Origin of the sequence: Glutamicibacter sp. AOP5-A2-18 (assembly GCF_052446055.1) — a bacterium.
Classification (GTDB): domain Bacteria; phylum Actinomycetota; class Actinomycetes; order Actinomycetales; family Micrococcaceae; genus Glutamicibacter.
Genome location: NZ_JBQSVW010000001.1, coordinates 2706568 through 2731965, shown reverse-complemented (window position 1 = coordinate 2731965; position 25398 = coordinate 2706568). Strand labels below are relative to the sequence as shown.

Here is a 25398-nt window from a genome sequence, read left to right as displayed (position 1 = left end):
CGCTTTCCTTCCTGCCGTGCCCTCGAAGTGGCACGGCAGGAAAGATAGACTCGGTGACTAGAGACTTAGGAGCAAATAAGCCATGGATGAAAGGTGGTTGAACCAACGTGAACGGTGAGTACCTGCGACCTGTATTCGTCATTTCCGTCGCCGCCCAACTGGCAGATATGCATCCGCAGACGTTGCGCCAGTACGACCGCATCGGTTTAGTCTCGCCCAGTCGACAGTCCGGCAAGCAGCGTCGCTATTCGCAGCGTGACGTTTCCTTGCTGCGCCAAGTTCAAACACTGAGCAAGGACGGGGTCTCCCTAGAGGGGATCAAGCGAATCCTGGATCTGCAAGATCAGGTTGCCTACCTGCAAACTGAAGTGAATGATCTGCGCAATGAACTAAGCGCCGTGCGCCGTGGCCAAACACGCATCTTTGCCGCCGGTACTTCCGGGGGTGACGTCGTTTCCTTGGCTCGTGGCATGCGCCCAGAACGTCGCGAACCGACCGTAACGTTGTTTACCACCCGCCGGGCTATCGGCCGCTAGAGTCGCCCGTGGCGTTCTAGACGCGCCTGAAGATTGGTGCGCACCGCTGGCCATTCGTACGGCAATATCGAGAAAATCACGGTGTCGCGCAAGGTCCCAGTTGTTGGATCATATTTGTGATTGCGCAGCACACCGTCCTGCTTTGCACCAAGGCGCGTTATGGCGGCTCGAGAAGCAGCATTGTGCCAGTGGGTGCAGAACGCTACAGAGTAACAATCTAATTCTTCAAAGGCACGCTGCAGTAGCAAGTACTTTGCCGCCGGGTTAATTCCGCTTCCCTGAGCAGCGACCGACAAGTAGGTTGCACCGATTTCAACGCGCCTATTTGGCTGGTCAATGTTTAGATAAGTGGTGGCACCCACCGCTTTACCTGTTGCGACGTCAATGATGGCAAAGGGCGCCATAACCCCAGCATCCTGTAGCGCCAAACGATTCTTGATATCGTCAACCATCTGTTGGGCTGATGGAATGGACGTGTACCAAATCTTGTCCAGCGCGCCGGCGGTGACCACCTCGGCTAAGTCGTCGGCGTGATCCACGGAAAGCTGTTCCAGGCGTACCCCGGCGTATTCCATCGTGGGAGTCTGCGCGTACGTATTGGTTTCGGATGCAAAGGTGGCCATGGAATCCATCCTATGGATTCCATGGCCACCAAACACTTCTTGTCGTTGATATTAACCGACGCGGGTGTAAGCCAAATCGAAAACGAGACGTCCAGCCTTCAGCGCTTTGCCTTCAAAGCTGGTGAGGATGCGACGTTCAAAGCGCGGAGCCCAGCCACCTTGTTCATCAAGGAATTCTGGCTCAGGGTCAAAGCCTTCCATGCCGCCGCGGCGGACCTTGGTCAGGTTGCTCTCAACACCCGCGAGGTTGCCTGGATGCTGATTCTCAAAGTCTGCATGGGCTTCCAAGACTTCGCGCATTTGCTCCGCGTAGTTGGACCAGTCGGTAGCCAAGCGCAGGGTTCCACCTGGCTTGAGCACACGCGACACCTTGTCCAGGAAGGACTGCTTGATCAAGCGGCGCTTGTGGTGGCGAGGCTTGTGCCAAGGGTCAGAGAAGAAGATCCAGATTTCATCGGCGCTATTCTCATCAAGCATCACGTCCAAAACTTCCGGAGCGTTGGCCTGAACTGCGCGGACGTTGCTGATCTCGAAGGATTCAACCTTCAGCATTAGTTGTGCAAGTCCCGGACGGTAAACCTCAACTGCGAGGTAGTTACGCTCAGGATCATCCTTGGCAGCATTAGCGATGCATTCTCCAAGGCCGGTACCGATCTCCACGATGAGTGGAGCGCTACGGCCAAAGGCCTGCTCAGGGTCTAGCTTAAAATCATCGGCAACCGAGGTGTCGGCAATCTTGCGCGGCGGATCAATGACGTACTGCTCGGCATTGCGTTCCCATGCGCTGGCACGACGGCCTTGCAAACGGTTGCCACGACGCACAAACGACACTGGTTCTGCGCGGAAGAGATTTGGGTCCTTGGGGGCAGTTCCTTCGGCAGGGCGCTGCTGATCGCTCGATTCGCTCATGATGATTAATCCTAGCGGAGCAACGGGGTCGGTTGCTTGCCAGAAAGTGGGGGATTGGACACCCTAGGGGAAAATCCGGGGGATCACCCATAGTGCAACGGCCAGCTAGGGAAGAAGATATACCTATGACTGATTTAGTGCGCGGTATTCTCAACATTATTTGGCTGGTGTTCGGCGGGCTTTGGCTTGCGCTGGGCTACGTCTTGGCCGGCATTATTTGCTGCTTACTGATCGTAACCATTCCCTTTGGCATCGCTTCGTTCCGGATCGCAGGGTATGCGTTGTGGCCGTTCGGCCGCACTGCCATCGATCGCGGTCCGGTCGGTGCCTTCTCCACTTTGGGCAATATTATTTGGGTACTCGTTGCGGGTATCTGGATTGCTATTGGGCACATCGTTACTGCGATCCCGATGTTTGTTTCCATCGTTGGTATTCCTCTGGGCATCGCGAACCTGAAGATGATCCCCATCTCCTTGATGCCACTGGGCAAGGTCATCGTGCCTTCCGATTACTACATCGCTGGCATCCGCCGTTAGGCACTCCTGCAAAGATTTGGCCACCACCTCCGACTGGAGATGGTGGCCAATTCTTTGGGCGCAAGCAGAAGCTAGCTATTTAGATAGTGTTCGTGTTGCTGATGCGCTTCGGCAACTTCTTCGCGAATCTTCTCGACGTCTTTGGCCTTGTCCCGGTATTTCTTGGCCATCGACTTCACGTAGGCTTCCTCTTCAAGCAAGGCCTGGTAGATGCGTTCACGTTCGTTTGGATCCGAGGTGTAGGTCAGATCTGTGTAGCTACTGGCGTGACGTCCTAGGTTGCCAATAGCAGTCTGAGCTTTCCCGGCCTTGCTGAACAGGGATGCAAGTACGGTAATGAGCAAGGCACCAATGATTACGGTCAAGGACAATCCGGTACTAATTTCGATGACTTGAACGTGTTCACCGTCGTTGATGAATGACAGATTGTTTTCGTGCAGTGCGTGCAGGATCAGCTTGACGCCGATGAAGGCCAGGATCGCTGCGAGACCGTAGGACAGGTAGATCAGTCGATCAAGCAACCCGTCAAGAAGGAAGTACAACTGGCGCAGTCCCATAAGTGAGAATGCTGTCGCGGTAAAGACGATGTAGACATTCTGGGTTAGGCCGAAGATGGCCGGGATCGAATCCAGAGCGAACAGAATGTCGGTTCCACCGATGGCCACCATGACCAGGAGCATCGGGGTCAGTACTTTTTTGCCGTCAATCTTGGTGAAAAGTTTGTCACCGTCGTAGCTATCGGTGGTGTGGAACAGCTTCTTGGCGATACGGATGATGAAGTTATTGGCTTCATCAGATTCATCATCTTTCTTCAGCAAATTGCCTGCAGTTAGCAGCAAGATCAAGCCAAAGAGATAGAAGACCCAGGCGAACTGGTTGATCAGGGCTGCGCCAACAAAGATGAAGCCGGTGCGGGCAATCAGCGAAAAGACGATGCCAAAGAGCAATACTTTTTGCTGGTCTTCACGGGGGACTCGGAAGCTAGCGATGATGATCAGGAATACAAAGAGGTTATCTACCGACAGTGCTTTTTCGGTGATGTAACCAGCGAAGTACTCGGTGCCCATATCGATGCCGCCGAAGATCAGTACAAAGACTCCGAAGAGCAGGGCAATGCCAACATAAATGCTGGACCAGATCGCTGCTTCTCGCAGGTTCGGAACGTGGGCCTTGCGTATGTGGAAGAAATAATCGAAGGCCAACAGGCCGAGAATGAGGACCACAGTGAGGGTCCAAATTAGGGCAGATACTTCCATGGAAGGTCCTACTTTCGTAAGGCGCGTTTAGACGATTTTGAGTAAGTCTCTTCGCCTGCTTAGAGCTGGCCGTAAAACCCGGTAGACCTATGAAGGTCCACGTATTGACGGGTGAAACGCTTATGAATACTCCCTTACGTATTTCAAGCCTAACGTGTTTTGTCAGTGGCTGGGAAGACCCGCAGTGCAGATGAAGATGTGATTAGTGACATACATGGTTCGTGTTCGCGCGTTCTGAGTGAGCGTGGATCATGTGGCCATCCTAGAGCGTTTTGCGCATCTTGACGCTGGTGGTTTCGAATCCTAAGGATTCATAGAGGCCGCGTGCAGCATGATTGAACCCAAAGACGCTTAGCCCAAGAGTCTTTGCGCCTTGGGCGAGAGCGTAGGCTTCCGCTAGTTCCATAGCTTCCCGGCCAAAGCCTTTGCCTTGGTATTCGGGATCCACCATGATGTCCCACAGCCACCAATAGGCTGGATCTTCGGAGGTGTCTCGACCAATCCAGAGGTACCCGACATCGCCAAATTCATCATGATCCAGAATGAAGACCGCGTTGGAATCGGTGGGAAGGGAATCCGGAAATGATCCTGCCATGGTTCGTTCGGCATTGTCCTGCGCTTTAGCCGGACTTGTACCTGCAGTGATGAGATCTGCGACGTATTCGCTGGTACTGCGCTTGAGCCATGATGAGAATTTTTGGGCGGGGATGGGGATAAGGGTTAGTGACATCTTCGCTGCGTTTCCGTTGGTTGGGGAGTGCTACTGGCGTGCATCGATGATTTGTTCACGCACGATATCTGCGTGCCCGCAGTGCTGAGCGAGTTCACGAAGTACGTGGAGCTGAATCCAGCGTAGCGGTAGTGGCCCTCGTCGGTTTCCTGGGAAGATCTCGTCCCCACTCTTGCCCTGTACTACTTTGCGAGAGTGTTCGATGGCCTGAGTGTAGTCACATTGCACCGATTCAATGCTGTCCGTGGGTAGGAGGTCAAAGGTCTCATCTGGGCTATCGGGGATTCCCAGTTGCTTGCGTGAGGTCCCAGCGGCAGCTTCGCCGAACCACACGCGCTCAACGAAGGTGGCGTGCTTGAGTAATCCAAGTAACGTCGTCTTGGAATTCACTAGCTGCATACGCACTTCAGACTCCGTGAGAGTTTCCAAACTGTCGTGCAGCATCTGCCGGTGTTGATCAATGAAAACTTGAATCATTGAGTCGTGATTCGAGCTGTACACCTCGGGGGTATCGGGATTGGTCATGATTCATCCTAAGGCTCTTGCAACGTGTTTCTGGTTGGAATAAAGTCACCTACAATAGAGTTGAGTTAAGTACACTCAAGTTTATGGGTTCACCCAAAGAGAGAAAGGACGAGCGTGGACACCAAACTCACCACTAAGAGCCAGGAGGCTCTCTCAGCTTCCGGTATGAATGCCTCCACCGCAGGCAATGCGCAGATTGAACCAGCGCACTTGCTCAAGGCACTTCTGGATCAGCGAGACTCCGTCGCTGTTGCCCTGCTGAAAACGGCTGGGCTTGATGTTGATGCTCTGTCAGTGAAGGCTAGCGCCACTATTAGTGCGCTGCCATCAAGCTCGGGTAGCTCAGTGGCCCAGGCCCAGTTCTCACGTCAGCTCTTGCAGGTAGTCAGCAACGCCCAGGAAACCGCGACCGAAATGGGCGACACCTACGTTTCTACCGAGCACCTGCTCATCGCACTGGCCTCGGATCAAACCAAGGCCGGCGAAACCATGCGTGACTTCGGTGCTACCCGCGAGCTCTTGGTGGGAACCTTGCCTACCATTCGTGGGGACCGCAAGGTTGATAATCCAAACCCCGAAGCCACTTTCCAATCTTTGGAAAAGTTTGGCACTGACATGACAGCTATGGCGCGCTCCGGCAAGCTAGATCCTGTCATTGGCCGTGACCGTGAAATTCGTCGGCTTGTCCAGGTGCTTTCTCGCAGGACCAAAAACAACCCTGTGCTCATCGGTGAGCCCGGTGTTGGTAAGACTGCAGTGGTTGAGGGGCTAGCTCAGCGCATGATTGCCGGAGACGTTCCCGAGTCCCTGCGAGGCAAGACCCTGATCTCCCTTGATCTGGGTGCTATGGTGGCCGGTGCTAAGTACCGTGGTGAATTTGAAGAGCGCTTGAAGTCTGTTCTTGAAGAGATCAAATCTTCAGACGGGCAGATCGTGACGTTCATCGATGAGATCCATACCGTTGTTGGTGCTGGCGCTTCTGAAGGCGCCATGGACGCCGGAAATATGCTCAAGCCAATGCTCGCCCGTGGTGAACTGCGCCTGATCGGTGCCACCACCTTGGACGAGTACCGCGAGAACATCGAGAAGGACCCAGCCCTGGAACGACGCTTTGCTCAGGTGTACGTTGGAGAGCCGAGCGTAGATGACACCATTGCCATCCTGCGCGGACTCAAAGAACGCTACGAAGCGCACCACAAGGTGTCCATTGCTGACTCCGCGCTCGTGGCAGCCTCATCGCTATCCAACCGGTACATCTCAGGGCGTCAGCTTCCAGATAAGGCCATTGACCTCGTTGACGAAGCAGCCAGCCGACTGCGCATGGAGATTGACTCGGCACCAGAGGAAATCGATGAACTGCGCCGTGAAGTGGACCGACTGACCATGGAAGAACTGGCCCTATCCGACCAGAGTGATCCAGCATCAATCGAGCGCTTGGAGGCACTACGCAAAGACATGGCCGACAAGAAGGAAACTCTTGACGCACTGAACTCTCAGTGGGAGTCGGAGAAGGCCGGACTAAACCGCGTAGGTGATCTCAAGGTCAAACTTGATGAGCTACGTGGCCAGGCAGAAAAGGCGCAGCGCGAAGGTGACTTGGAGAAGGCCTCACGTCTTCTCTACGGAGAGATTCCAGCTCTCCAGAAGCAATTGGATGCTGCTGCGCTCGCCGAGGCGAACCGCTCAACCCAAGACAGCATGGTCGCTGACGAGGTCACTGCCGATGACATCGCCGAAGTCATTTCAGCGTGGACAGGAATTCCAGCGGGTCGAATGCTTCAGGGTGAAAGCCAGAAGTTGCTGGATATGGAACAGATCCTTGGCCAGCGGTTGATGGGGCAGAAGCAAGCTGTTAGCGCCGTCTCGGATGCAGTACGCCGGACTCGTGCTGGTATTGCCGATCCCAACCGGCCTACAGGATCCTTCCTGTTCCTTGGGCCAACCGGTGTTGGTAAGACTGAGCTGGCTAAGTCCTTGGCAGACTTCCTCTTTGATGACCCGCGTGCGATGGTTCGAATCGACATGTCTGAGTACTCGGAGAAGCATGCAGTCTCACGCCTCGTTGGTGCCCCTCCGGGATACGTTGGGTATGAAGAAGGCGGGCAGCTCACCGAAGCAGTGCGTCGGCGCCCATACTCGGTGATCTTGCTTGATGAGGTTGAGAAGGCGCATCCAGAGGTATTCGACATTCTGCTTCAGGTGCTCGACGATGGCCGGCTGACTGACGGGCAGGGCCGGACAGTGGACTTCAGGAATACCATCCTGATTCTCACTTCCAACCTTGGTTCGCAGTTCCTGGTTGATCCAAGCATGGAAGAGGCGGAGAAAAAGAGCGCGGTCATGAACGTCGTCAATGCGTCGTTCAAGCCGGAGTTCTTGAACCGCTTGGATGAGGTCATCCTGTTTGATCCACTGAGCCTGGAGGAGTTGGGCAACATTGTGAAGCTGCAGATTGAGCTTCTTTCGCAGCGCCTTGCCGAACGTCGTCTGAGCCTAGAGGTTGATCAGGCTGCCAGTGGATGGCTGGCCCTGACCGGATACGATCCTGCCTATGGTGCGCGTCCTTTGCGTCGCTTGGTTCAGCGTGAAATCGGGGACCGGTTGGCTAAGGAAATCTTGGCTGGCAATGTACAAGATGGTGACACCGTTGAAGTGCTTCTTGACCAAGAGGCGGATCAGCTCAAGGTGTTGAAGAAGAGCTAATAACAAAAAAGTAGGGGCATGAACAGAATCATTCTGTTCATGCCCCTACTCACTTTTTGCTCAAGACTATTGCGCAAGAAATATTTACTTAGCTTTCGGTGGTCTCTTCGGCCTTCGAATCCTCATCCTCGGAAGATTCATCCGTGGACTTTTCGTCTTCAGAATTCTCGGTCGATTCTTCAGGCAAGAGCGAAGTGCGTACGTTGCCTTCGGAGACGCTCAAGAAGCAAGAGACCGTCCGGTCGCCCTGGCCCCAGGTGCTTTCAGAAGGGCGGGAGAAGTGATAAGTCCACGTGGAGTCCAAGCCAGCGCTGGGATCAATGGAGACAGATTTGCACATATCTTCTGACTGGGTCAGTAGCTCGTTGGCGCCAGGGTAGTCGGTGCCGGAAACTTCAAAGGAACCGATCATCTGAGCGTTGTGCGCTGAATTGCAGGTCACGACAGTTTGCGTGTCCAACGGAGAATCGAATTCGCGAAGGCAATCTCCGAGTTCTAGCTGAGCTGGAGGCATTTCGGTTGCAATGATCCCGTCGAGCCCAGGGGATTCGTTGCGTTCCACGTTGTTCGCAATGGGCGAAGCTGGGGGATCTATGATGCGTAACACCACAAAGACCACGGCAGCGGCCAGCGCCAAAACGGCGATGATCATTAGTGCCCATTGGCCACCGCGTCGCTTAGGCTTCTGAGTTTCGGGCTGCAATGGGGGCAATGCCGCCTGCGGCTCCGGCAGATTCTTTTCCACCACCTGCTGGGCTCCTTCATTGTCGGGTCCTGCGAACGTTCATCAGCTCAATACATAGTCGTTGGACTAATTGACAGTCTAGCGGTATCGGAGAGTGTTGCGTTCAATGCTCGCCGGTGAATCATGTTAACCTTTAAATACGAAAGAACTGATCACATATTCGGGGGCCTTCATCTTTTAAGGTGGACCACCTTCCGACTCTACTGAAAAGAGGGGGTCACGCCATGGGGCGCGGCCGTCAAAAGGCTAAAGCACAGCGTCAGGCGCGAGACATTAAGTACTACTCTCCGTCCACTGACCTTTCGGCACTAGAACGCGAGTTGGGCGTTCAGTCCGATCATCATGCTCAAAAAATTGAGCGTAATGATTCATCGTATGAAGAAGATTATTCGGATTACGACGATCTGACTAAGAAGTACTCACGAGACGACGATGAGGATTAATCTCCTTATCTGAGACCGGGAGTTCTTGACTCTCAGTGCCACACCCAAAGCACCAAGTGGTACAGCTCTTCAGTACATTTACGACAAGCCGCAGTGACTAAGCTAAATTAGCTAGTAGTCGCTGCGGCCTTTGTCGTGTCTAACAAGCTTGAGGTGGAACGTGAGTAGCAAAGAAGAGCTATCAATCCAGATGGCGCACCACTCTGCCATACGCTCGATGCAGCGAATTGTGGAGGAGCAAGCTCCACCAACACCCGAAGCCGAAGCGCTTGAGGGTGTGAAACAAATCCTCGCTGCGGGCAACGTGCTAGTTGTTACCGGTGCCGGGGTTTCCACTGACTCGGGCATTCCAGACTACCGGGGCCCTAACGGGTCGCTACAGCGTCACCGTCCGATGACTTATCAGGAATTCCGCTACCGTCCTGAAGCACGCCAACGCTACTGGGCGCGCGGCTACGTAGGCTGGCGCCACATGGATAAGGCTGAACCAAACCAGATTCACCGGCGCTTGGTGCAGTGGGAACGTGAAGGCAAGATTAGCGGAATCATCACCCAGAACGTGGATGGCCTGCACCAGCAAGCGGGATCCCAACGCGTGATCCCGGTGCATGGAGATCTCTCGACTGTGCGTTGTCTAAACTGCGGATTTAGCGAGAACCGTAGGGACTTCGACGTACGACTGGAAGCGGCCAACAAGGGTTACATAGAAGCGGTAGAAATTGATCCCGCCGCGGTGAATCCCGATGGCGATGTGGAGCTACCGCAATACCTCATCGACCAGTTTGTGATGGTTCGTTGCCTGAATTGCGATTCCTATGCGCTCAAACCAGACGTTGTCTACTTCGGGGAAAGCGTCCCAGCTGAACGCAAAGAACTCATGACCGCGTTGGAAGAAGAATCCAGCTCCTTGCTTGTGCTGGGGTCCTCCCTGGCAGTGATGAGCGGCTACAAAGTATTGCTGAACTTCGTCAAACGTGAACTGCCCGTAGCGCTGATCACCAATGGCCATGTGCGCGGAGAACAAAAAGCTACCTGGCGTTGGCGGATCCCCTTGGACCAGGCTCTGAGCCAACTGGACTAGGGCTGCCCGAACCTAAGCCGAAATAAACGAAGCGCCGCACTGAAAATCAGTGCGGCGCTTCGTTGTAGGTAACTGTGCTGGCTACTTGGCGTAGGCTCCGGTCAGCAACACTGCGCCACCGTCAACACCCTTAGCACCTTGGACGAAGTCCAAGCCCGCGTCAGCTGCCGACGGATCAATGTTTTCAACCTGACCCATAACCCATGCGCCCATACCTGCCTTGTTCAGCAGCTGAACAGCACGGTCAGCCACGGCCTGATCAACGATGGCAACCATGCCAACGCCCAAGTTCAAGGTGCGCTCCAGATCCGGCTGTGGGACATTGCCCAGAGTCGCGATGGTGGAGAAGACAGCTGGCAAAGCCCAGGTGGAGCGATCCACACGAGCCATCAAGCCCTGTGGCAGCACACGAGCGAGGTTGGCAGCAAGGCCGCCACCGGTCACGTGGCTGAAGCCATGCACACCGAAGTCCTCGCCGTTGTTCAGATCATCAATCAGATCCAAGCAGGCGGTGGTGTAAATGCGGGTTGGAACAAGCAGTTCTTCACCCAGGGTCTTACCGAACTCGGCAACCTCGCGGTCCAGTTCCCACTTAGCGTGGGCAATAACCCGACGCACCAGCGAGTAACCGTTGGAGTGAATACCTGAAGAGGCCATGCCGATAACAACGTCGCCGGCCAGAACACGTTCTGGGCCGAGCAGCTGATCAGCTTCGATAACACCGGTGGCAGCACCGGCAACATCGTATTCGTCTTCCGCCAGCAGGCCTGGGTGCTCAGCGGTTTCGCCGCCGACCAATGCGGTGCCAGCGAGCTTGCAACCCTCGGCAATACCGCGAACGATGTCCGCGATGCGCTCTGGGACAACCTTGCCGGTGGCAATGTAGTCGGTCATGAATAGTGGCTTGGCACCTACAACGACGATGTCGTCAACTACCATGCCGACCAGATCCTGGCCGATGGTGTCGTGGATGTCCAGCTTCTGGGCGATAGCCACCTTGGTGCCCACACCATCGGTGGAGGTAGCTAGGTAAGGCTTTTTGTAACCGGTCAAGAAGGAGACATCAAAAAGCCCGGCGAAACCGCCAACGCCTCCGACGACACCCGAGGTGTGGGTAGCCTTGATCGCACCCTTCATCAACTCAACGGCACGGTCACCGGCCTCAACGTCAACGCCGGCACCGGCATAGGTGATGGAAGTTGGCTGATCATTGCCGCTCATGGCAGAGGTTTCCTTTTCTGTCGTGAGCACCGGTTCTCCGGTGCCGCTTGCAACGAGATGTGTGGGGAGGTCCCGGGTACTTAGCTGATGTTTTCGAATTCGGAATCTGGGCCGGGCTCGCAACCAGGCTGGTTAGCACGCTCAAGCAGATTCTTTCCCCGACGTTCTTCCTGCGGAAGCGCGATCGGGTAGTCACCGGTGAAGCACGCGGTGCACAGACGCTCGCGTGGCTGCATGGTGGCTTCGATCATGCCGTCTTCAGAGATATAGGCCAGCGAGTCAGCACCAATGGAGGTAGCGATCTGATCCACTGCTGCACCATTGGCAATCAGTTCTGCGCGGGAGGCGAAATCGATGCCGTAGAAGCAAGGCCACTTCACCGGAGGCGAAGAAATCTTCACATGCACCTCGGAAGCTCCAGCTTCACGCAGCATACGAACTACCGCACGCTGGGTGTTGCCACGAACGATCGAGTCATCCACTACCACCACGCGCTTACCGCGCAAGACGGTTTCCAAGGCGTTGAGCTTTAGCTTGATGCCCAGCTGGCGAAGGGTCTGCGAAGGCTGAATGAAGGTACGGCCAACGTAGGCGTTCTTCACAAAACCATGGGTGAATGGAATGCCAGATTCTTCGGCGTAACCAATGGCTGCGGGGGTACCAGATTCCGGAACTGGGATCACGATATCTGCATCCGCGCTGTTTTCGCGGGCCAGCTGGCGACCCATTTCTACGCGGGACTCGTAGACCGAACGTCCAGCGATGGAAGCGTCAGGGCGGGCGAGGTAAACGTACTCAAAAACGCAACCCTTGGGGGTAGCCTCGGCAAAGCGGGTGGAGCGAACACCATTCTCATCGATGGCGATCATTTCGCCTGGCTCGATTTCGCGGATGAACGAGGCACCTACGGTAGCCAAGGCTGGCTGCTCGGAGGCAACAACCCAACCGCGGTTCAATCGGCCCAATACCAGTGGGCGTACACCGTGTGGATCGCGAGCTGCGTAGAGGGTGTCTTCGTTCATGAAGACAAAGCAGAAGGCGCCTTCGATTTTAGGCAGTAGTTCCAGCGCGGTTTCTTCCAGCGACTGTCCCTCGGTCCCGGACAAAAGAGCGGTGACCAAAGCGGTGTCGGTGGTATTGCCCTGAGCGATTTCGCCGCGGACCTTGCCACCATCTGCCTGCTGCTTGGCAACAACCATGTCAGCCAAGTCAGCGGAGTTAGTCAGGTTACCGTTGTGCGCCAAAGCAACTGTGCCGGTCTGGGTTGGACCCAAAGTTGGCTGGGCGTTAGCCCAGTGGCTGGCGCCGGTGGTGGAGTAACGGCAGTGGCCAACAGCCAGCTGTCCGCTCATGGAGTTCAAGGTGTTCTCGTCGAATACCTGCGAGACCAGGCCCATGTCCTTGTAGACATTGATGCGTGCACCGTCGCTGGTCGCAATGCCAGCTGACTCCTGCCCGCGGTGTTGCAATGCATACAGACCGTAATAGGTCAGCTTTGCAACCTCTTCGCCCGGAGCCCAAACGCCGAAAACGCCGCATTCGTCCTGCGGCCCCTTCTCGCCTGGAAGCAGGTCGTGATTTAAGAATCCGTCGCCACGCGCCATGTCAGTTATTCTCTCATGTTCTGGTTTGGTCGACACCGACCGTTTGTGTGTGGTTGGTGGCGGCCAGGTGCGCGGCCGCCCGCTCTTCAGTGGAAGGGAAAAGCTGCCTAGCCTTGTTGTCCCCTGGAGTCAGTGTCCTCGGCCAGAGGAACTGCCAGATGCTTAGTGGATTTTTTTGACGTGAAGCGATCAATGATCACGTACACCAATGCTCCGATACCTGCACCGAGTCCAGCACCGAACATCGCGAAGAATCCGGAGGCTGAAGCGCGGGTGTACTCCTGCGAAGGTTCGCCGAGCAAACCTGTGACCAGACCGATTAGCGCACCAAGTACGACAAAGGTCAAGATGAATGGCCAGAATTTGGGCGCCGAGTGAATTTGCACTTCGACACTTTGCTCTGCAGATCTCGGGGTAGCGGGGTGTTGCTCCATACCCTTAAGGGTACTCAATAAGTGGTAGGTGCGCGGACAAGTCTGCCCTAAGTCCAGAGGCGTGCAACTGGCCAGTTTGCTGTGCTTCACTCCAAGACGTTCGCCCGGTAGCTAACAAAAGCCAGAGTTCAGCAGGCATTTCGACTACATTGGGCGGTGTTCCACGGGTGTGCCTGGGCCCTGCTATGCACTGAGTCACACCGAAGGGTGGTACGCGTACTTCAACGGAATTTCCCTCGGCACGAGAGGCTAATTCTTCCAGCAGGTAGCGAACCGCCATAGCGAGGACAGGACGGGATATTTTTGCTTGTCCTGGCTCGGTTTGAGCCCACTCGCGCACTGCCGAGCGTCCAGCGGTTTCATCAACGCGACGCTTGATTGCCATGACCTATCTCATCTCTTTGTTTCGATGACGTAAAACTGTCATATTTGCCGGGGGAGTCGTCCCGGGTGGAAGTTGATCACTAAAAATCGGTCCCAGCTAACTGTAGATCAGCTGCTTGGGCACCAACTGTGGTGGCCGGCGGCTGAAGTTGCTGGTGCAATTTGCGATAGCTATTTTCATCTATGGCCGAGAACTTGTGCAGTAATGACAGAGCCAACAGATCGGTTCCTCGCGAAGAGCCATCAAGCATTTTTATCGCCACGGTGACCCCGTTGGGAGCGGTCATGGCCAGCACTCCTTCGGCACCTAACTTAGCGATGACACCAGCGTGTTTGATGACTTCGGTATTTGCTTGTCCTTCGCCCCTCACCGCCCAGGGATGGTGGAGCATGGCAGTAACGGCTCGTTGAGCATCTGGATCTGAAGTAGCGAGCAAGTGATGGAAACCGCGGGCCAGACTGAGCAGGGACATTTGCACTGCTGGGGCGCCGCAGCCATCTACGCCGGTGCGTGCCACCGGGCCGCAGAACTCTTCAAAGACACGGTGAGCTGTTTGCTGCACAGGATGGGCCGGATCCAAGTACGTGTCGGTGTCAGCGCCTAGGGACTTGGCTGCATTCAGGAACCCTGCATGTTTTCCCGAACAGTTGAACGTCAAGCGCGACTTGGACAGATGCTCAATGGTCATCTGCGTGCGAGTCGCTGAATCTACGGGCCACGCTTCGGGGCACTGCAAATCATCGGTACTCAGTCCAGCTGATTCCAAAATCTGTAAGGCAAGCTGCTGATGCGCAAAGCTGCCCACGTGGCTAGCGCAGGTCAGAGCTACCTGTTCCTCAGTTAGTTGTGCACCGCAGCGCAAGGAAGCGATTGCTTGGAAGGGCTTGAGTGCAGAACGCGGAAAGATCAGCGCCTCTGGGTTACCGAGAGCCAGCAACGAGGATCCGTTTTCTCCGAGCACCACGGCTACACCGTAGTGTCTAGATTCCACCGCGCCATTACGTCGCACCTGCACCAGCTGCGCACAATCGGAAATATCCACTGATCCATCCATCTGCCCAGTTTATTCGCGAACTGTGCGCACCAATGCTCAACGGCGTGCAGCAGGGTGATCCTGCGTCCAAATTCAGAGGATCTGGGGAAGTCATAGACAGCATCAGCTCCCAACTTCTCCGGTAAACTCGGCGGGGTGAAGGTACTGGTTATTGGCCCAGGTGGCCGCGAGCATGCAATTGTCCGAGCACTCAGTGCAGACCCCTACATCAAAGAAGTTCATTGTGCACCCGGTAATGCCGGTATCGCACAGGACGTCACCACCCATCAGATCGATGCACAAGATCCAGCATCAGTGTTGGCGCTGGCCCGCGAGCTAGCTAGCGATCTGGTCGTTGTTGGACCCGAAGCGCCATTGGCAGCAGGCGTTTCCGACGCACTCATTGAGGCGGGAATCCCGGTCTTCGGCCCAACCAAAGCCGCAGCCCAGCTGGAGGCTTCCAAAGCATTCGCCAAGAACGTGATGGCCGCGGCTGAAGTTCCAACCGCGATGGCTCATGTGGCGACCAACCGTGAGGAAGCCGCCAACGCATTAGACGACTTCGGCGCACCTTACGTGGTCAAGGATGATGGACTAGCCGCAGGCAAGGGTGTTGTTGTCACCTCTGACCGTGATGAGGCCCTTGAGCACGCTGAAGCCTGCTTCGCAGCCGGCGGCACTGTAGTCATTGAAGAATTCCTTGATGGCCCAGAAGTTTCACTTTTTGTTATTTGCGATGGCAAGCATGCCGTTCCACTGTCGCCAGCCCAAGATTTTAAGCGCATCTTCGATAATGACGAAGGCCCAAATACCGGTGGCATGGGTGCCTACTCACCACTTGAGTGGCTTCCAGAGAACTTCGTCAACGAGGTTATGGACCGAGTCGCTTACCCAACTCTGCGTGAGATGGAAAAGCGTGGCACTGCCTTTACCGGTGTGCTCTACTGCGGTTTGGCGCTGACCAAGCGTGGTATTCGAGTCATTGAATTTAATGCTCGTTTTGGTGACCCTGAAACTCAGGCGGTGCTTGCACGCCTCAAGACTCCACTTGGTGGCATTTTGTTGGCCGCCGCCAAGGGTCAGCTTGATGATGATGAGCAGTTGAACTGGTCGTCCAAGACCGCAGTAGACGTAGTTATCGCGGCAGAGAATTACCCTGACACCCCGGTGAAGGGTGCGGTAATTTCCGGCCTTGACGCTGCCAACGCACTGGAAAACGTGCATGTGATGCATGCCGGAACCTCCGCGGATGCCCAAGGCAATGTCATTGTTGCTGGCGGACGTGTGCTGGCAGTGGTTGGTCTAGGCGATGACCTGAGCGCTGCTCGCAAGGCTGCCTACGCAGGCGTTGCACAGATCAGCTGGAACGGTGCCCAGTCACGCACCGACATTGCATTGAAGGCCGAACGCGGCGAAATCGTCGTAGCGAAGCAAAGCAAGTAAGGGACTAGGCAGTTATGGCAGGATTGAAGACCGAAGTTCTTGACCTTGAAGGTTGGGACCATTTCTACTCGGGCAAGGTACGCGACTTGTACGTGCCAGCCGGTGTGAGCTTCGAGGACACCGACCGCGTGCTGGTCGTTGCTTCGGACCGCATCAGCGCCTACGATTTTGTACTTTCCAGCGAGATCCCAGACAAGGGCAAAGTGCTGACTCAGCTAAGCCTTTGGTGGTTTGAACAGCTCAGCGACTTCGCCAACCACGTGATCTCCACCGATGTTCCAGAAGCTGTGGCCGGACGAGCCATGGTCTGCAAGAAGCTGGAAATGTACCCGATCGAGTGCATCGCTCGCGGTTACCTCACCGGTTCAGGGCTAGCTGAGTACAAGGTCTCCAAGACCGTATGCAGCCTGCCATTGCCTGATGGCTTGGTTGACGGTTCACGTTTGACCCCTGCACTGTTCACTCCATCGGCTAAAGCCGAGGTGGGGGAGCACGACGAGAACATCACTTACGAGCAGACCGTTGAGCGCGTTGGCAACGACGTGGCTGAGGCACTGCGTGAGAAGACTGTTGCGTTGTACGAACAGGCCGAACAGATCGCTCGTGGCCGTGGCATCATCTTGGCTGACACCAAGGTTGAGTTTGGGGCTGACCCAGCTACCGGTGAAGTTACTTTGGGTGATGAGGTGCTCACCCCGGATTCATCACGCTTCTGGGACGCAGAGGCCTATCAGCCAGGTCAGGCGCAGCCGAGCTTTGATAAGCAGTTTGTCCGCGACTGGCTGACCAGCGACGCATCGGGTTGGGACAAGAACTCTGACCAGGAGCCACCACAGCTCCCAGAAGAGATTATTGAGAAGACTCGCGCTCGGTACATTGAAGCCTATGAGCGTCTAACTGGCCTAAGCTTCAGCGCCTAGGCTAGTTGCACTCCACGATAAAACCCCCTGTCGATCCGGAATGATATTCCGGGCCGGCAGGGGTTTATTCGTCGGTCGGCGGACCTTAGACCAATGAGTCTTTCCATGCCTTGTGTAAGGCGGCGAAACGTCCCTGACTGGCAATGAGCTCCTGTGGTGTACCGTCCTCGGTGATCTTTCCATCGTGAACTACCAACACCCGGTCAGCGATCTGCACAGTGGAGAGCCGGTGCGCAATGATCAGCGCCGTACGGTTACCCAGCAACGTCTGCAATCCGCGCTGTACAGCTCGCTCTGAAGGAATATCCAAGGAGCTGGTGGCTTCATCAAGTATCAACACTGCAGGATCAGCTAAGAACGCGCGGGCGAAGGAGATCAGCTGGCGCTGGCCAGCGGAGACACGGCCACCGCGCTTGTTCACGTCGGTGTTATAACCTTCGGGCAGATCCATGATGAACTCGTGAGCTCCAACTGCGCGAGCCGCCGACTCAATGTCCTTTAAAGATGCGCCAGGGCGGCCTAGAGCAATGTTCTCGGCCACGGAACCCGAGAAGAGGAACGCTTCCTGAGTCACCATCACTACGTGCTGACGTAACTCTTTGTTGGACAGTTCATTGATCGGAACCGAATCCAGTGCCAACGTTCCGGAGCGAAGATCATAGAAGCGGGCGATGAGCTTGGCCAACGTCGATTTTCCTGCACCGGTCTGACCCACCACAGCGACCGTTTGACCGGCAGGGATGTGCAGATCAAATTTGTCCATGATGATCGGTCCATTGCCATAACCAAATACCGCGTCCTTGAACTGAAGATCTCCGGCCACTGTGGTGATGGACTGAGGCTGCGCAGGTTCACGCACCGTTGGTTCTTCTTCAAGCGGACCCGAGACCTTCTCCAACGCCGCTGTTGCTGACTGCAGAGACGAGTAGAACATCGCAATCTGTTCTACAGGCTGAAAGAGCCGTTTTGAGGCCAAGAGGATCGCCACCATGGCACCGACGGCCATGGTCCCTGAGATGATTCGGAATCCACCGTAGGCTAAGAGAGCGGCCACAGTGAGGTTGCCAATGAGCACCAGTCCGGGCTGCAAAACACCAAACAGGTTGAAGGAGCGGACCGAATTATCCCGGTACTTTTCCGCAATTTCTTGGTAGTTCTCGTCGTTGGCCCGTTCTCGGCGGAAAGCTTTCACAGCGCGAATGCCGGTCATCGTTTCGACAAAGGTGGAAATCACCTTGGCTGAAACGACGCGGGATTCGCGGTACAGAACTTCAGAGCGGCGCTGGTACCAGAAGAACAAGATGGTCACTGGAATCGCGGCAACACAGACTACTAATCCACTGCGCCAGTCGAGGAAGAAAATCGAAATCAGCGTGAAGATAACAAAGACGCAGGAGGAAGCCAGCTCGGAGACTCCCTGATCAAGCAGCTCTCGCAGAGTTTCCAAGTCTGAAGTCTGTCGGGAGATGATGCGACCGGAGGTGTAGTTCTCGTGAAACTCAAGGCTCAGGCGCTGGGTATGACGGAACACTTGCTGTCGCAGATCCAAGAGCATAGCCTGCGAAATTTTTGCTGCAGAGTTGATGTACCAAGAAAGCAAAAAGCCACTGAGGATCGCGCAGATAATGTAGCCGGCGCCGGTAAGGCCCAAGGCTGACCAGTTGCCCTCACGTACTTGAGGTAGCGTCCAGTCGATAGCAAAGGCAATGATTACCGGCAGCAGAACGCGTGCTGCATTGGAGAGCAACACCAAAACTACGGTGAGGATAAAAAGCTTTTTCTGCGGCAAAGCCAGTGCCCCGAGCAATCGGAAGGACCGCTGGCGTACTACCTTACGATCAGCAGCGTTGAGTTTGATGGCGTCCTCGTTGGCGACGCCTTGTGGCTGGCTCATCGGGAGGCTCCCTCAATTGCTGATTGTTCTTCATCATCCAAACTGGCAATGACAAATCTGTAGTGTTCATTGGTGCTCAGCAGGTGGGTGTGACTGCCCACCGCGTCGATTCGTCCATCGCGCAGCAACGCCACTCGGTCTGCGAGCATCACCGTTGATGGACGGTGAGCCACGATGAGCGTGGTGGTTCCGGCGAGAACTTCTCGAAGTTTCTCGGTCACCAGCTCTTCTGTCCTCACATCCAAAGCAGACAGCGGATCATCAAGAACCAGCACGCTCGGACGGGCCGCAATGGCACGTGCTAGCGCGATGCGCTGACGCTGGCCGCCGGAGAGCGAAAGCCCCTCTTCACCGATGAGAGTATCTACGCCGGCAGGCAGGTCATAGGTGAAGTGCGCTTGGGCTACGTCTAGTGCTTCGCTCAGCAGTGCTTCGCGTTGTTCTTCGTTTAGTTGTTCTGGGGCACCGAGCAGGACGTTCTCTCGAATGGTGTTTGAGAACAATGTGGTGTCTTCAAAAGCCACGGCAATTTCGGTGCGTAGCTGATCTAATTCCCAGTCCTTGACGTTCTGTCCATGGATGAGCACTTCACCGGCCATTGCATCGTGCAGACGGGGGATCAAGTTCAATAAGGTGGATTTGCCTGAACCGGTGATTCCCACCAAGGCCATCGTTTCGCCAGGACGAATGTCTAGATCAATGTCGGCAAGGATCGGGCGGCGTGTTCCGGCTACATCTGGGTAGGCAAAACGAACGTGACGTAGCTGCACGCTTCCGTCTCGCGTTTCAGGGACGGTTGGGTTGGCCGCAGAGACAATGTCATTGGTCGAGTCCATGACCTCAAAATGCCGGTCCAGTGCAGTCTTGGTACTCAAGGTCATGCCCAAGAGCATTCCCATGCCTTCTACCGGGCCAGCGATCACTGCGGCGATGGCGAAGTAGGCAACCAGCGCGCCGACACTGAGCGTTCCATTGGCGACTTGAGCGATACCAATGAACAGGCCAATGCCCAAGATGGTTTCTGGCACCGCGACCACAGTAAGCAAGAAACTAGCCAAGGTCTTAGCTTTGGCAATTTCGGTTTCTTGGAGGGATTTGGCTTGAGTATTAAATCCTTCGTAGATGTGTGGACCGCGTCCAAAAGCCTTGATGACACGAATACCGTGCACAGATTCTTCCACGGCGGTGGCAAGGTCTCCGGCTTGATCCTGGCTGAGCCGGCTGGCCGCACGGTATTCATTGCGGAAGCGGTAAGCCTTGATGGCAATGGGGATAGAGCCAAGCAAGTACAACAACCCCAAGATCCACGAGTGAGTGAACATCAGAATGAGTCCGGTAATCACAGTGACGGTCTCAACGACCAACATCATTGCGCCGAAGGCCAGCCAACGGCGCAAGAGCGACAGATCCGACATGGAGCGGGAGAGTAGCTGGCCGGAGCCCCAGCGCTCGTGGAAGGCAACAGGCAGCCGTTGAAGGTGCTTGTAGAAACGAATGCGCATCTGGGCTTCAAGCCCGGCGGCGGGATTGAGCACAAACTGGCGGCGCAGGAAAATCAGTAGCGCTTCAACAAATCCGAGGGCGGCAATGATGGCAACGGAAATCCAGACTTCGGAGGTGGCACCATCACGGTGAAAAACAGAGTTCACCAGCCACGCCAACACCTGGGGGATGGCTAGGGCAACAATTCCGGCACCGAGCGCACAAAGGAATCCGCAGAAAAGCCGAGGAAGAATCGGCTTAACAAACGGGTACAGTCTCTTCAACGTTGCCGAGAGCGGAACTGGATCTTTGGTCTCGACCTTTTGTGCTTGCGCCACGGTACCCCGTATTCATCCAGAAATTCGACAGAGCTTCAGCTTACAGTCACTGGTTGGGAGAATTCAATCAATTTCTGAATTTGGGAAAGAAACGCTTCACATCGGAAATGAGGAGATCCCGGGACTTCGCCAGCTAGGGCGAAATACCGGGACCTCAAGTGCAACATTTAGTGTTTAGCTACGTGCTTTCAGCGTCACGAGGATTGCTTCAGGTGGGCAAGCAAAGCGGATCGGCGCGAAGCGTGAGGTGCCCAAACCGGCCGAGACATTTAGCGGAACCGTGTTGCCTGCGTACTCCCAGTCGCTCAGGCCGCGAGCTCGCCAGGTTGGCAGATCGCAGTTAGAGACCAAAGCCCCGTAGCCAGGGATGCACACCTGGCCACCGTGTGTATGCCCAGCGAAAATAACGTCCGCTTTTGCTTCGGCGAACTGATCCAAGACTCGCTGGTAGGGGGCGTGAGTCAGTGCGATACGCACGTGCGGAGCCTGGTCGCTGGTGGATGAGCCACGGGTCCATCCCGCGAAGTGGTCGCGGTTGATGTGCGGATCATCAACGCCGGTCAGATCCAGACGCAGTCCGTTCAATACCGTCGAGTGGGATCGGTTGGACATGTTGCTCCAACCGGCTGCACCAAACGCGCGGTGCATTTCTTCAAAAGGCAGCTGGTCCTTTGGTGACGGGTTAGGGGAGCCCTCGGAGCTGGAGAAGTATTTAAAAGGATTTTTCAGCTTGGGCGCGTAGTAGCAGTTGGAGCCAGGAACAAAAGCTCCCGGGAACGCCATCAGCGGTTCCAATGCCTTGAGCAAAGATGGAACACCCTTGCGGTGGCTGAGGTTATCGCCGGTATTCACTACGAAGTCTGGCTTCAGGTCGGCGAGTTCACGGATCCACTGAATTTTGGTCTCTTGGCCCGGAACCATGTGAATGTCGGACAGGTGCAGGACCTTGATGTCGGTAGCACCTCGGGGAAGAGCATTCAGGGTCTCGCGGCGTAGTCCAAACTTCTGGGTCTCCAGCATGCCGTAGCCAATCAAGGCGGTGCCGAGAGCTAACGCTCCACCGGCTGCTAGAGCTGTTGTACCCGCTGCGTGGCGCAGCGCGGCGCCAAATGTATTGTGTTCAACCATGACTTTTCTGCCATCGTCCTTTCATGCCCGGGGGCTACTTCTCATGAAGTCCGCTATTGCCAATCTAAACCGAAAGGCCGCGTTCAACCAAAGTTGAACGCGGCCTTTGCTTGGCAGCTAGCTATTATTCGGACTAATCAGTGGACTTCGGCGGCTTAGGTTTAGACGACTGTGCCGCCTTCTTCCTTGCCTCTTCAGCCTTCTTCTTAGCTTCGGCAGCTGCCTTCTTCTTGGCAGCTTCAGCCTTTGCCTTAGCCTCGGCAGCGTCCTTCTTAGCTTCAGCCTTCTTCTTGGCGTCGTCGGCTTTCTTCTTAGCCTCGTCTGCCTTCTTCTTGGCTGCAGCATCCTTCTTAGCTTCGGCCCGATCCTCGGCAGCTTCCTTAGCATCAGCGGCACGCTGTCGAGCTTCAGCTTCTGCTCGTTGCTGGGCAGCAGCTCGCTTCTGTGCTTCGGCGGCAGCGCGAGCCCTAGCAGCGGCAGCCGCTGCAGCAGCGTCCTGCTTCTCGCCTTCGGTCTTTGCGCTTTCCGGAGTGGAAGGGATTACAGGTGCTGGACGTTTGCCCGGCTTACCAAAGCCCTTGCGCTCGTACTGAAGGACTGCATCCTTCATGAAATCGACCCACAACGGTGCAGCGTAGGTGGAGGAGTCAACCATGTCAGGTGCTTGCTTATCATTGATGATTGCGCCGTGCAGCGAGTTCTGCCCCGTGGAAGCCTTGCCGTCCAGACGGCCTACCCACGTAGCGGTCGAGATGCCGGTGGTGAAACCAACAAACCAGGTCGAGGTGGCGTAGTTGTTAGTACCGGTCTTACCAGCGATTGGTCCTTCGACGACACCCTTAGAAACACGCTTGGTAGCGATCTTCTTCAGAGTCTTATCAAGATCGGCAACATAGGTTGGATCAACCTCTTGTGAGCAAGATTCGCCAGCGACCTTGTACTCGTTGTCAGCTGAATCGGTCACGCCGGTGATGGCGCGTGGCTTGCAGTACTCGCCCTTGTTGGCGAAGGTAGCAAATGCTGCTGCCTGCGACAGTGGGGTGATGTTGGCCGAACCAATGATGAACGATGGGTTAGCTGGGCTGATTGGACCTGGCTGACCATTATCAGCATCCTGATCCAAGACGCCAAGGCGCTTGGTGTAGTCAGCGATGGTGCACAAATCGGTTCGGTAGGCTTCCTGAACGGTCGCAGTGTTAATGGACCAGTACAAGCCGGTATCAACGCTCATCGGGCGGTAGAAGCCCTTTGAAGCGTTCTTTGGCTCCCACTTGGTGCCCACCGTCGCGGTGCTGCCAGGCAGGCAGGAAGCGCGGAACTTCGTGCCAGGCTGGAAGGCCTGCTTCTTCGCGTTGATGGTGTCGTTCATGCGGTTACCCTCAGTGAGCCAACCCAAGGTGGTGTAAGGCTTCATGGTGGAACCACCCTGGAAACCACCGGCACCACCCTTGGAGCGCTCAACAGCGAAGTTGTAGTACGTGCTCGAGCCGGTATCTTCCTTCTCTGGACCGTACTCGGTGTTCTGAGCCATGGTCAGAATGTTGCCGGTGCCAGGCTGGACCGAAACTACTGAAGAGTGAATGTCCTTGTTGGACTTGGCGTTCGGATCGATCGCCTCGCGAGCGTCGTTGGCAGCCTTTTCGTTCAGCTTGCTGTTCAGCGTGGTCTTGATGGTCAAGCCACCACGGTAGAGCAAACCTTCGCGGTCTTCCTTGGTCTTACCGTAAGCTTCATCGCTCAAGATCAGGTTGGTGACATAGTCACAGAAGTAAGCGTTGTCCTTGGCCGAGGAGCAACCCGAAGGGGAAACACTTGGCTTGAGTTCGAGATCAGACTTCACAGCCTCGTTGTACTCTTTTTCGGTGATGACGCCGGTGCGGTACATGTTGCCCAGTACCTTGTTACGGCGGTCAAGCGAACGCTCAGGGTTGTTGATTGGGTTGTAAACGTTGGGCAGCTGAACCATGCCGGCAAGCATGGCTGACTGCTGAACGTTTAGGTCCTTGGCATCAACCGAGTAGAAACGGTGCGCTGCGGCCTGGATGCCGTACTCGCGACCCGAGAAGAGCACCAAGTTCAGGTAGCCTTCAAGGATTTCGTCTTTAGACATTTCCTTTTCAATAGCTACCGCATACTTCAGCTCGCGGATCTTCGCGGCGTAATCCTTCTGACCAGAAATGGTCGACTCTTCCGAGCCGGTGAGCTCCTGATTGTTCACCAGCAGGTTGTTTACATACTGCTGGGTGAGCGTGGAAGCACCGGAACGGGACGATGAGGTAAGGTTGCCGATCACCGCGCGGGCGATACCGCGAGGGTCGACACCCTTGTGCTCGTAGAAGCGCTCATCTTCCACCGACACGATTGCCTTCTGCATGTGTGTGGAGATGTCATCAAGTTTCACCGGTTCGCGGTTCTGCTGATAGAAGGACGCAATGGTCTTTCCGTCCGCGTCCAAGATCTTTGAAGGCTCCGAAATTGGGAGCTTCTCAAAGGTGCTTGGAAGTGCACTGATGACGCTGTTACCGGTGGTCAAACCGGTTTTCGCGATAGCTGCTACGGGTACGAGCATACCTGCTGCGAGCACACCACACAGGGCGCTGATTCCGAAGAACGCAACGACTTTCCCTAACGTGGTGGCGGTATCAAAAAAGGGGGACTTCTTGGCTGCCATACCTATTAGTTTACAAGGACGCGATAACGTATCCAGTATGACTAAATGGGAATACGCTACTTTGCCACTCTTGATCCACGCTACGAAGCAGATTTTGGACCAGTGGGGAGACGATGGCTGGGAGCTGGTAACTGTTGTTCCAGGTCCCAACGGCTCCTCGCCAGTGGCCTACCTGAAGCGCGAAAAAGAATAATAAATTAACACTTCCTAAAGGAGACAAAGCCCATGCAAGAAGCCACTTCTTCGCGTGTCGAAGCACGCCTAGCTGAACTCGGCCACACGCTGCCAGGCGTAGCGAAACCAGTTGCCGCGTACCTGCCGGCAGTAACTACCGGCAACTACGTGTACACCTCGGGTCAGCTTCCACTGATTAATGGTGAACTCTCAGTTGTTGGAAAGGTTGGGGCGGAAGTTTCAGCTGAAGAAGCGAAGGCCCAGGCGCAGGTAGCTGCGCTGAACGCTTTGGCTGCTATCAAGGCTGAGATCGGTGACCTAGATCGCATTAAACGAATCGTGAAGGTTGTCGGCTTCGTGTCGTCAGATCCTTCGTTCACCGGACAGCCTGGCGTCATCAACGGAGCCTCCGAATTCTTCGGTGCGGTCCTGGGAGATGCCGGCCTGCATTCACGTTCGGCCGTTGGTGTCGCCGTACTGCCGCTGGATGCGCCAGTCGAGGTTGAGGTCATCGCTGAATTTGAGTAGTTCATTTCAGTCGCCAGCTGCGCGGACCGCAAGGGCTTTTCCTTGTGGCCCGCGCA

Annotated in this window: 24 protein-coding genes; 9 read left to right on the top strand and 15 right to left on the bottom strand. The window is 55.5% G+C overall.

Annotation, left to right across the window (positions count from 1 at the left end; all coding sequences use genetic code 11):
- The first annotated feature begins 107 nt into the window (after positions 1–107).
- Positions 108–536, top strand: a complete 429-nt coding sequence (locus ACT3RW_RS13130) for a heat shock protein transcriptional repressor HspR (RefSeq protein ID WP_131088937.1) — start codon at positions 108–110, stop codon at positions 534–536.
- Here ACT3RW_RS13130 and ACT3RW_RS13125 read toward each other — a convergent pair.
- Positions 533–1159 (bottom strand): GNAT family N-acetyltransferase, encoded by a 627-nt coding sequence (locus ACT3RW_RS13125; protein ID WP_444614031.1) that lies wholly within the window; start codon positions 1157–1159, stop codon positions 533–535. The genes ACT3RW_RS13130 and ACT3RW_RS13125 overlap by 4 nt on opposite strands.
- Before the next feature lie 51 nt (positions 1160–1210).
- Positions 1211–2068, bottom strand: coding sequence for a tRNA (guanosine(46)-N7)-methyltransferase TrmB (gene trmB, locus ACT3RW_RS13120; protein ID WP_444614030.1), 858 nt, complete (start codon positions 2066–2068; stop codon positions 1211–1213).
- Between the two features lie 125 nt (positions 2069–2193).
- On the opposite strand from trmB, the gene ACT3RW_RS13115 reads away from it, so the two are divergent.
- The gene (locus ACT3RW_RS13115) at positions 2194–2604 is read left to right on the top strand and encodes a YccF domain-containing protein (protein ID WP_131088934.1); all 411 of its coding nucleotides are present in this window, start codon (positions 2194–2196) and stop codon (positions 2602–2604) included.
- A gap of 71 nt (positions 2605–2675) precedes the next feature.
- Here the strand turns inward: ACT3RW_RS13115 and ACT3RW_RS13110 are convergent, their stop codons facing one another.
- From ACT3RW_RS13110 to ACT3RW_RS13100, 3 genes are all read right to left on the bottom strand, one after another.
- The gene (locus ACT3RW_RS13110; protein WP_131088933.1) at positions 2676–3860 is read right to left on the bottom strand and encodes a TerC family protein; all 1185 of its coding nucleotides are present in this window, start codon (positions 3858–3860) and stop codon (positions 2676–2678) included.
- Between the two features lie 262 nt (positions 3861–4122).
- The gene (locus tag ACT3RW_RS13105) at positions 4123–4590 is read right to left on the bottom strand and encodes a GNAT family N-acetyltransferase (RefSeq protein ID WP_131088932.1); all 468 of its coding nucleotides are present in this window, start codon (positions 4588–4590) and stop codon (positions 4123–4125) included.
- Between the two features lie 30 nt (positions 4591–4620).
- A complete protein-coding gene (locus tag ACT3RW_RS13100; RefSeq protein WP_444614029.1) occupies positions 4621–5115 on the bottom strand; it encodes a DinB family protein in 495 nt (164 codons plus the stop codon).
- 114 nt (positions 5116–5229) lie between these two features.
- Between ACT3RW_RS13100 and clpB the strand changes: the two genes are divergently transcribed.
- Entirely contained in the window at positions 5230–7818 is a 2589-nt protein-coding gene (gene clpB / locus ACT3RW_RS13095) for an ATP-dependent chaperone ClpB (protein ID WP_131088930.1), read from the top strand.
- A gap of 88 nt (positions 7819–7906) precedes the next feature.
- Here the strand turns inward: clpB and ACT3RW_RS13090 are convergent, their stop codons facing one another.
- Positions 7907–8563, bottom strand: coding sequence for a septum formation family protein (locus tag ACT3RW_RS13090; RefSeq protein WP_131088929.1), 657 nt, complete (start codon positions 8561–8563; stop codon positions 7907–7909).
- A gap of 224 nt (positions 8564–8787) precedes the next feature.
- Between ACT3RW_RS13090 and ACT3RW_RS13085 the strand changes: the two genes are divergently transcribed.
- Positions 8788–9006, top strand: coding sequence for a DUF3073 domain-containing protein (locus tag ACT3RW_RS13085; protein WP_131088928.1), 219 nt, complete (start codon positions 8788–8790; stop codon positions 9004–9006).
- 190 nt (positions 9007–9196) lie between these two features.
- Positions 9197–10087: a Sir2 family NAD-dependent protein deacetylase gene (locus ACT3RW_RS13080; RefSeq protein WP_131089816.1), complete on the top strand. Its 891-nt coding sequence runs from the start codon at positions 9197–9199 to the stop codon at positions 10085–10087.
- 81 nt (positions 10088–10168) lie between these two features.
- Here the strand turns inward: ACT3RW_RS13080 and purM are convergent, their stop codons facing one another.
- The 5 genes from purM to ACT3RW_RS13055 form a co-directional block, all read right to left on the bottom strand.
- Entirely contained in the window at positions 10169–11308 is a 1140-nt protein-coding gene (gene purM / locus ACT3RW_RS13075; protein WP_444614028.1) for a phosphoribosylformylglycinamidine cyclo-ligase, read from the bottom strand.
- Positions 11309–11388: 80 nt separating this feature from the next.
- Positions 11389–12912, bottom strand: a complete 1524-nt coding sequence (purF, locus tag ACT3RW_RS13070; protein ID WP_131088926.1) for an amidophosphoribosyltransferase — start codon at positions 12910–12912, stop codon at positions 11389–11391.
- A gap of 107 nt (positions 12913–13019) precedes the next feature.
- Positions 13020–13298, bottom strand: coding sequence for a hypothetical protein (locus ACT3RW_RS13065; protein WP_444614027.1), 279 nt, complete (start codon positions 13296–13298; stop codon positions 13020–13022).
- A gap of 52 nt (positions 13299–13350) precedes the next feature.
- Entirely contained in the window at positions 13351–13731 is a 381-nt protein-coding gene (locus ACT3RW_RS13060; RefSeq protein ID WP_444614026.1) for a sterol carrier family protein, read from the bottom strand.
- Positions 13732–13810: 79 nt separating this feature from the next.
- Positions 13811–14773 carry an asparaginase gene (locus ACT3RW_RS13055; RefSeq protein WP_444614025.1) on the bottom strand — a complete coding sequence of 321 codons (963 nt, stop codon included), beginning with the start codon at positions 14771–14773 and terminating at the stop codon, positions 13811–13813.
- Between the two features lie 147 nt (positions 14774–14920).
- On the opposite strand from ACT3RW_RS13055, the gene purD reads away from it, so the two are divergent.
- Both purD and ACT3RW_RS13045 read left to right on the top strand, forming a co-directional pair.
- Entirely contained in the window at positions 14921–16207 is a 1287-nt protein-coding gene (gene purD, locus ACT3RW_RS13050) for a phosphoribosylamine--glycine ligase (RefSeq protein WP_444614024.1), read from the top strand.
- A gap of 14 nt (positions 16208–16221) precedes the next feature.
- On the top strand, positions 16222–17127 hold the full coding sequence (locus tag ACT3RW_RS13045; protein WP_444614023.1) for a phosphoribosylaminoimidazolesuccinocarboxamide synthase: 906 nt from the start codon (positions 16222–16224) through the stop codon (positions 17125–17127).
- Between the two features lie 85 nt (positions 17128–17212).
- On the opposite strand, the gene ACT3RW_RS13040 is transcribed toward ACT3RW_RS13045, so the two are convergent.
- The 4 genes from ACT3RW_RS13040 to ACT3RW_RS13025 form a co-directional block, all read right to left on the bottom strand.
- Positions 17213–19021, bottom strand: coding sequence for an ABC transporter ATP-binding protein (locus tag ACT3RW_RS13040; protein ID WP_444614022.1), 1809 nt, complete (start codon positions 19019–19021; stop codon positions 17213–17215).
- Positions 19018–20841: an ABC transporter ATP-binding protein gene (locus ACT3RW_RS13035; protein ID WP_444614021.1), complete on the bottom strand. Its 1824-nt coding sequence runs from the start codon at positions 20839–20841 to the stop codon at positions 19018–19020. Before ACT3RW_RS13035 ends, ACT3RW_RS13040 begins: the two co-directional genes overlap by 4 nt.
- Before the next feature lie 174 nt (positions 20842–21015).
- Entirely contained in the window at positions 21016–21969 is a 954-nt protein-coding gene (locus tag ACT3RW_RS13030) for a metallophosphoesterase (RefSeq protein WP_444614020.1), read from the bottom strand.
- 133 nt (positions 21970–22102) lie between these two features.
- Positions 22103–24640, bottom strand: coding sequence for a transglycosylase domain-containing protein (locus tag ACT3RW_RS13025; RefSeq protein ID WP_444614019.1), 2538 nt, complete (start codon positions 24638–24640; stop codon positions 22103–22105).
- A 37-nt stretch (positions 24641–24677) separates the two neighbouring features.
- Between ACT3RW_RS13025 and ACT3RW_RS13020 the strand changes: the two genes are divergently transcribed.
- Complete coding sequence (locus ACT3RW_RS13020; RefSeq protein ID WP_165477294.1) at positions 24678–24833, top strand: hypothetical protein; 156 nt, start codon at positions 24678–24680, stop codon at positions 24831–24833.
- Between the two features lie 32 nt (positions 24834–24865).
- Positions 24866–25342: a RidA family protein gene (locus tag ACT3RW_RS13015; RefSeq protein ID WP_131088917.1), complete on the top strand. Its 477-nt coding sequence runs from the start codon at positions 24866–24868 to the stop codon at positions 25340–25342.
- The last annotated feature ends 56 nt before the right edge of the window (positions 25343–25398 follow it).

Bases quoted from the DNA above. Each gene is read 5' to 3' on its own strand.
- ACT3RW_RS13125 (WP_444614031.1), bottom strand. From the start codon at position 1,159: ATGGCCACCTTTGCATCCGAAACCAATACGTACGCGCAGACTCCCACG.
- trmB (WP_444614030.1), bottom strand. From the start codon at position 2,068: ATGAGCGAATCGAGCGATCAGCAGCGCCCTGCCGAAGGAACTGCCCCC.
- ACT3RW_RS13115 (WP_131088934.1), top strand. From the start codon at position 2,194: ATGACTGATTTAGTGCGCGGTATTCTCAACATTATTTGGCTGGTGTTC.
- ACT3RW_RS13110 (WP_131088933.1), bottom strand. From the start codon at position 3,860: ATGGAAGTATCTGCCCTAATTTGGACCCTCACTGTGGTCCTCATTCTC.
- ACT3RW_RS13105 (WP_131088932.1), bottom strand. From the start codon at position 4,590: ATGTCACTAACCCTTATCCCCATCCCCGCCCAAAAATTCTCATCATGG.
- ACT3RW_RS13100 (WP_444614029.1), bottom strand. From the start codon at position 5,115: ATGACCAATCCCGATACCCCCGAGGTGTACAGCTCGAATCACGACTCA.
- ACT3RW_RS13085 (WP_131088928.1), top strand. From the start codon at position 8,788: ATGGGGCGCGGCCGTCAAAAGGCTAAAGCACAGCGTCAGGCGCGAGAC.
- ACT3RW_RS13080 (WP_131089816.1), top strand. From the start codon at position 9,197: ATGGCGCACCACTCTGCCATACGCTCGATGCAGCGAATTGTGGAGGAG.
- purM (WP_444614028.1), bottom strand. From the start codon at position 11,308: ATGAGCGGCAATGATCAGCCAACTTCCATCACCTATGCCGGTGCCGGC.
- purF (WP_131088926.1), bottom strand. From the start codon at position 12,912: ATGGCGCGTGGCGACGGATTCTTAAATCACGACCTGCTTCCAGGCGAG.
- ACT3RW_RS13060 (WP_444614026.1), bottom strand. From the start codon at position 13,731: ATGGCAATCAAGCGTCGCGTTGATGAAACCGCTGGACGCTCGGCAGTG.
- ACT3RW_RS13045 (WP_444614023.1), top strand. From the start codon at position 16,222: ATGGCAGGATTGAAGACCGAAGTTCTTGACCTTGAAGGTTGGGACCAT.
- ACT3RW_RS13040 (WP_444614022.1), bottom strand. From the start codon at position 19,021: ATGAGCCAGCCACAAGGCGTCGCCAACGAGGACGCCATCAAACTCAAC.
- ACT3RW_RS13030 (WP_444614020.1), bottom strand. From the start codon at position 21,969: ATGGTTGAACACAATACATTTGGCGCCGCGCTGCGCCACGCAGCGGGT.
- ACT3RW_RS13025 (WP_444614019.1), bottom strand. From the start codon at position 24,640: ATGGCAGCCAAGAAGTCCCCCTTTTTTGATACCGCCACCACGTTAGGG.
- ACT3RW_RS13020 (WP_165477294.1), top strand. From the start codon at position 24,678: ATGACTAAATGGGAATACGCTACTTTGCCACTCTTGATCCACGCTACG.
- ACT3RW_RS13015 (WP_131088917.1), top strand. From the start codon at position 24,866: ATGCAAGAAGCCACTTCTTCGCGTGTCGAAGCACGCCTAGCTGAACTC.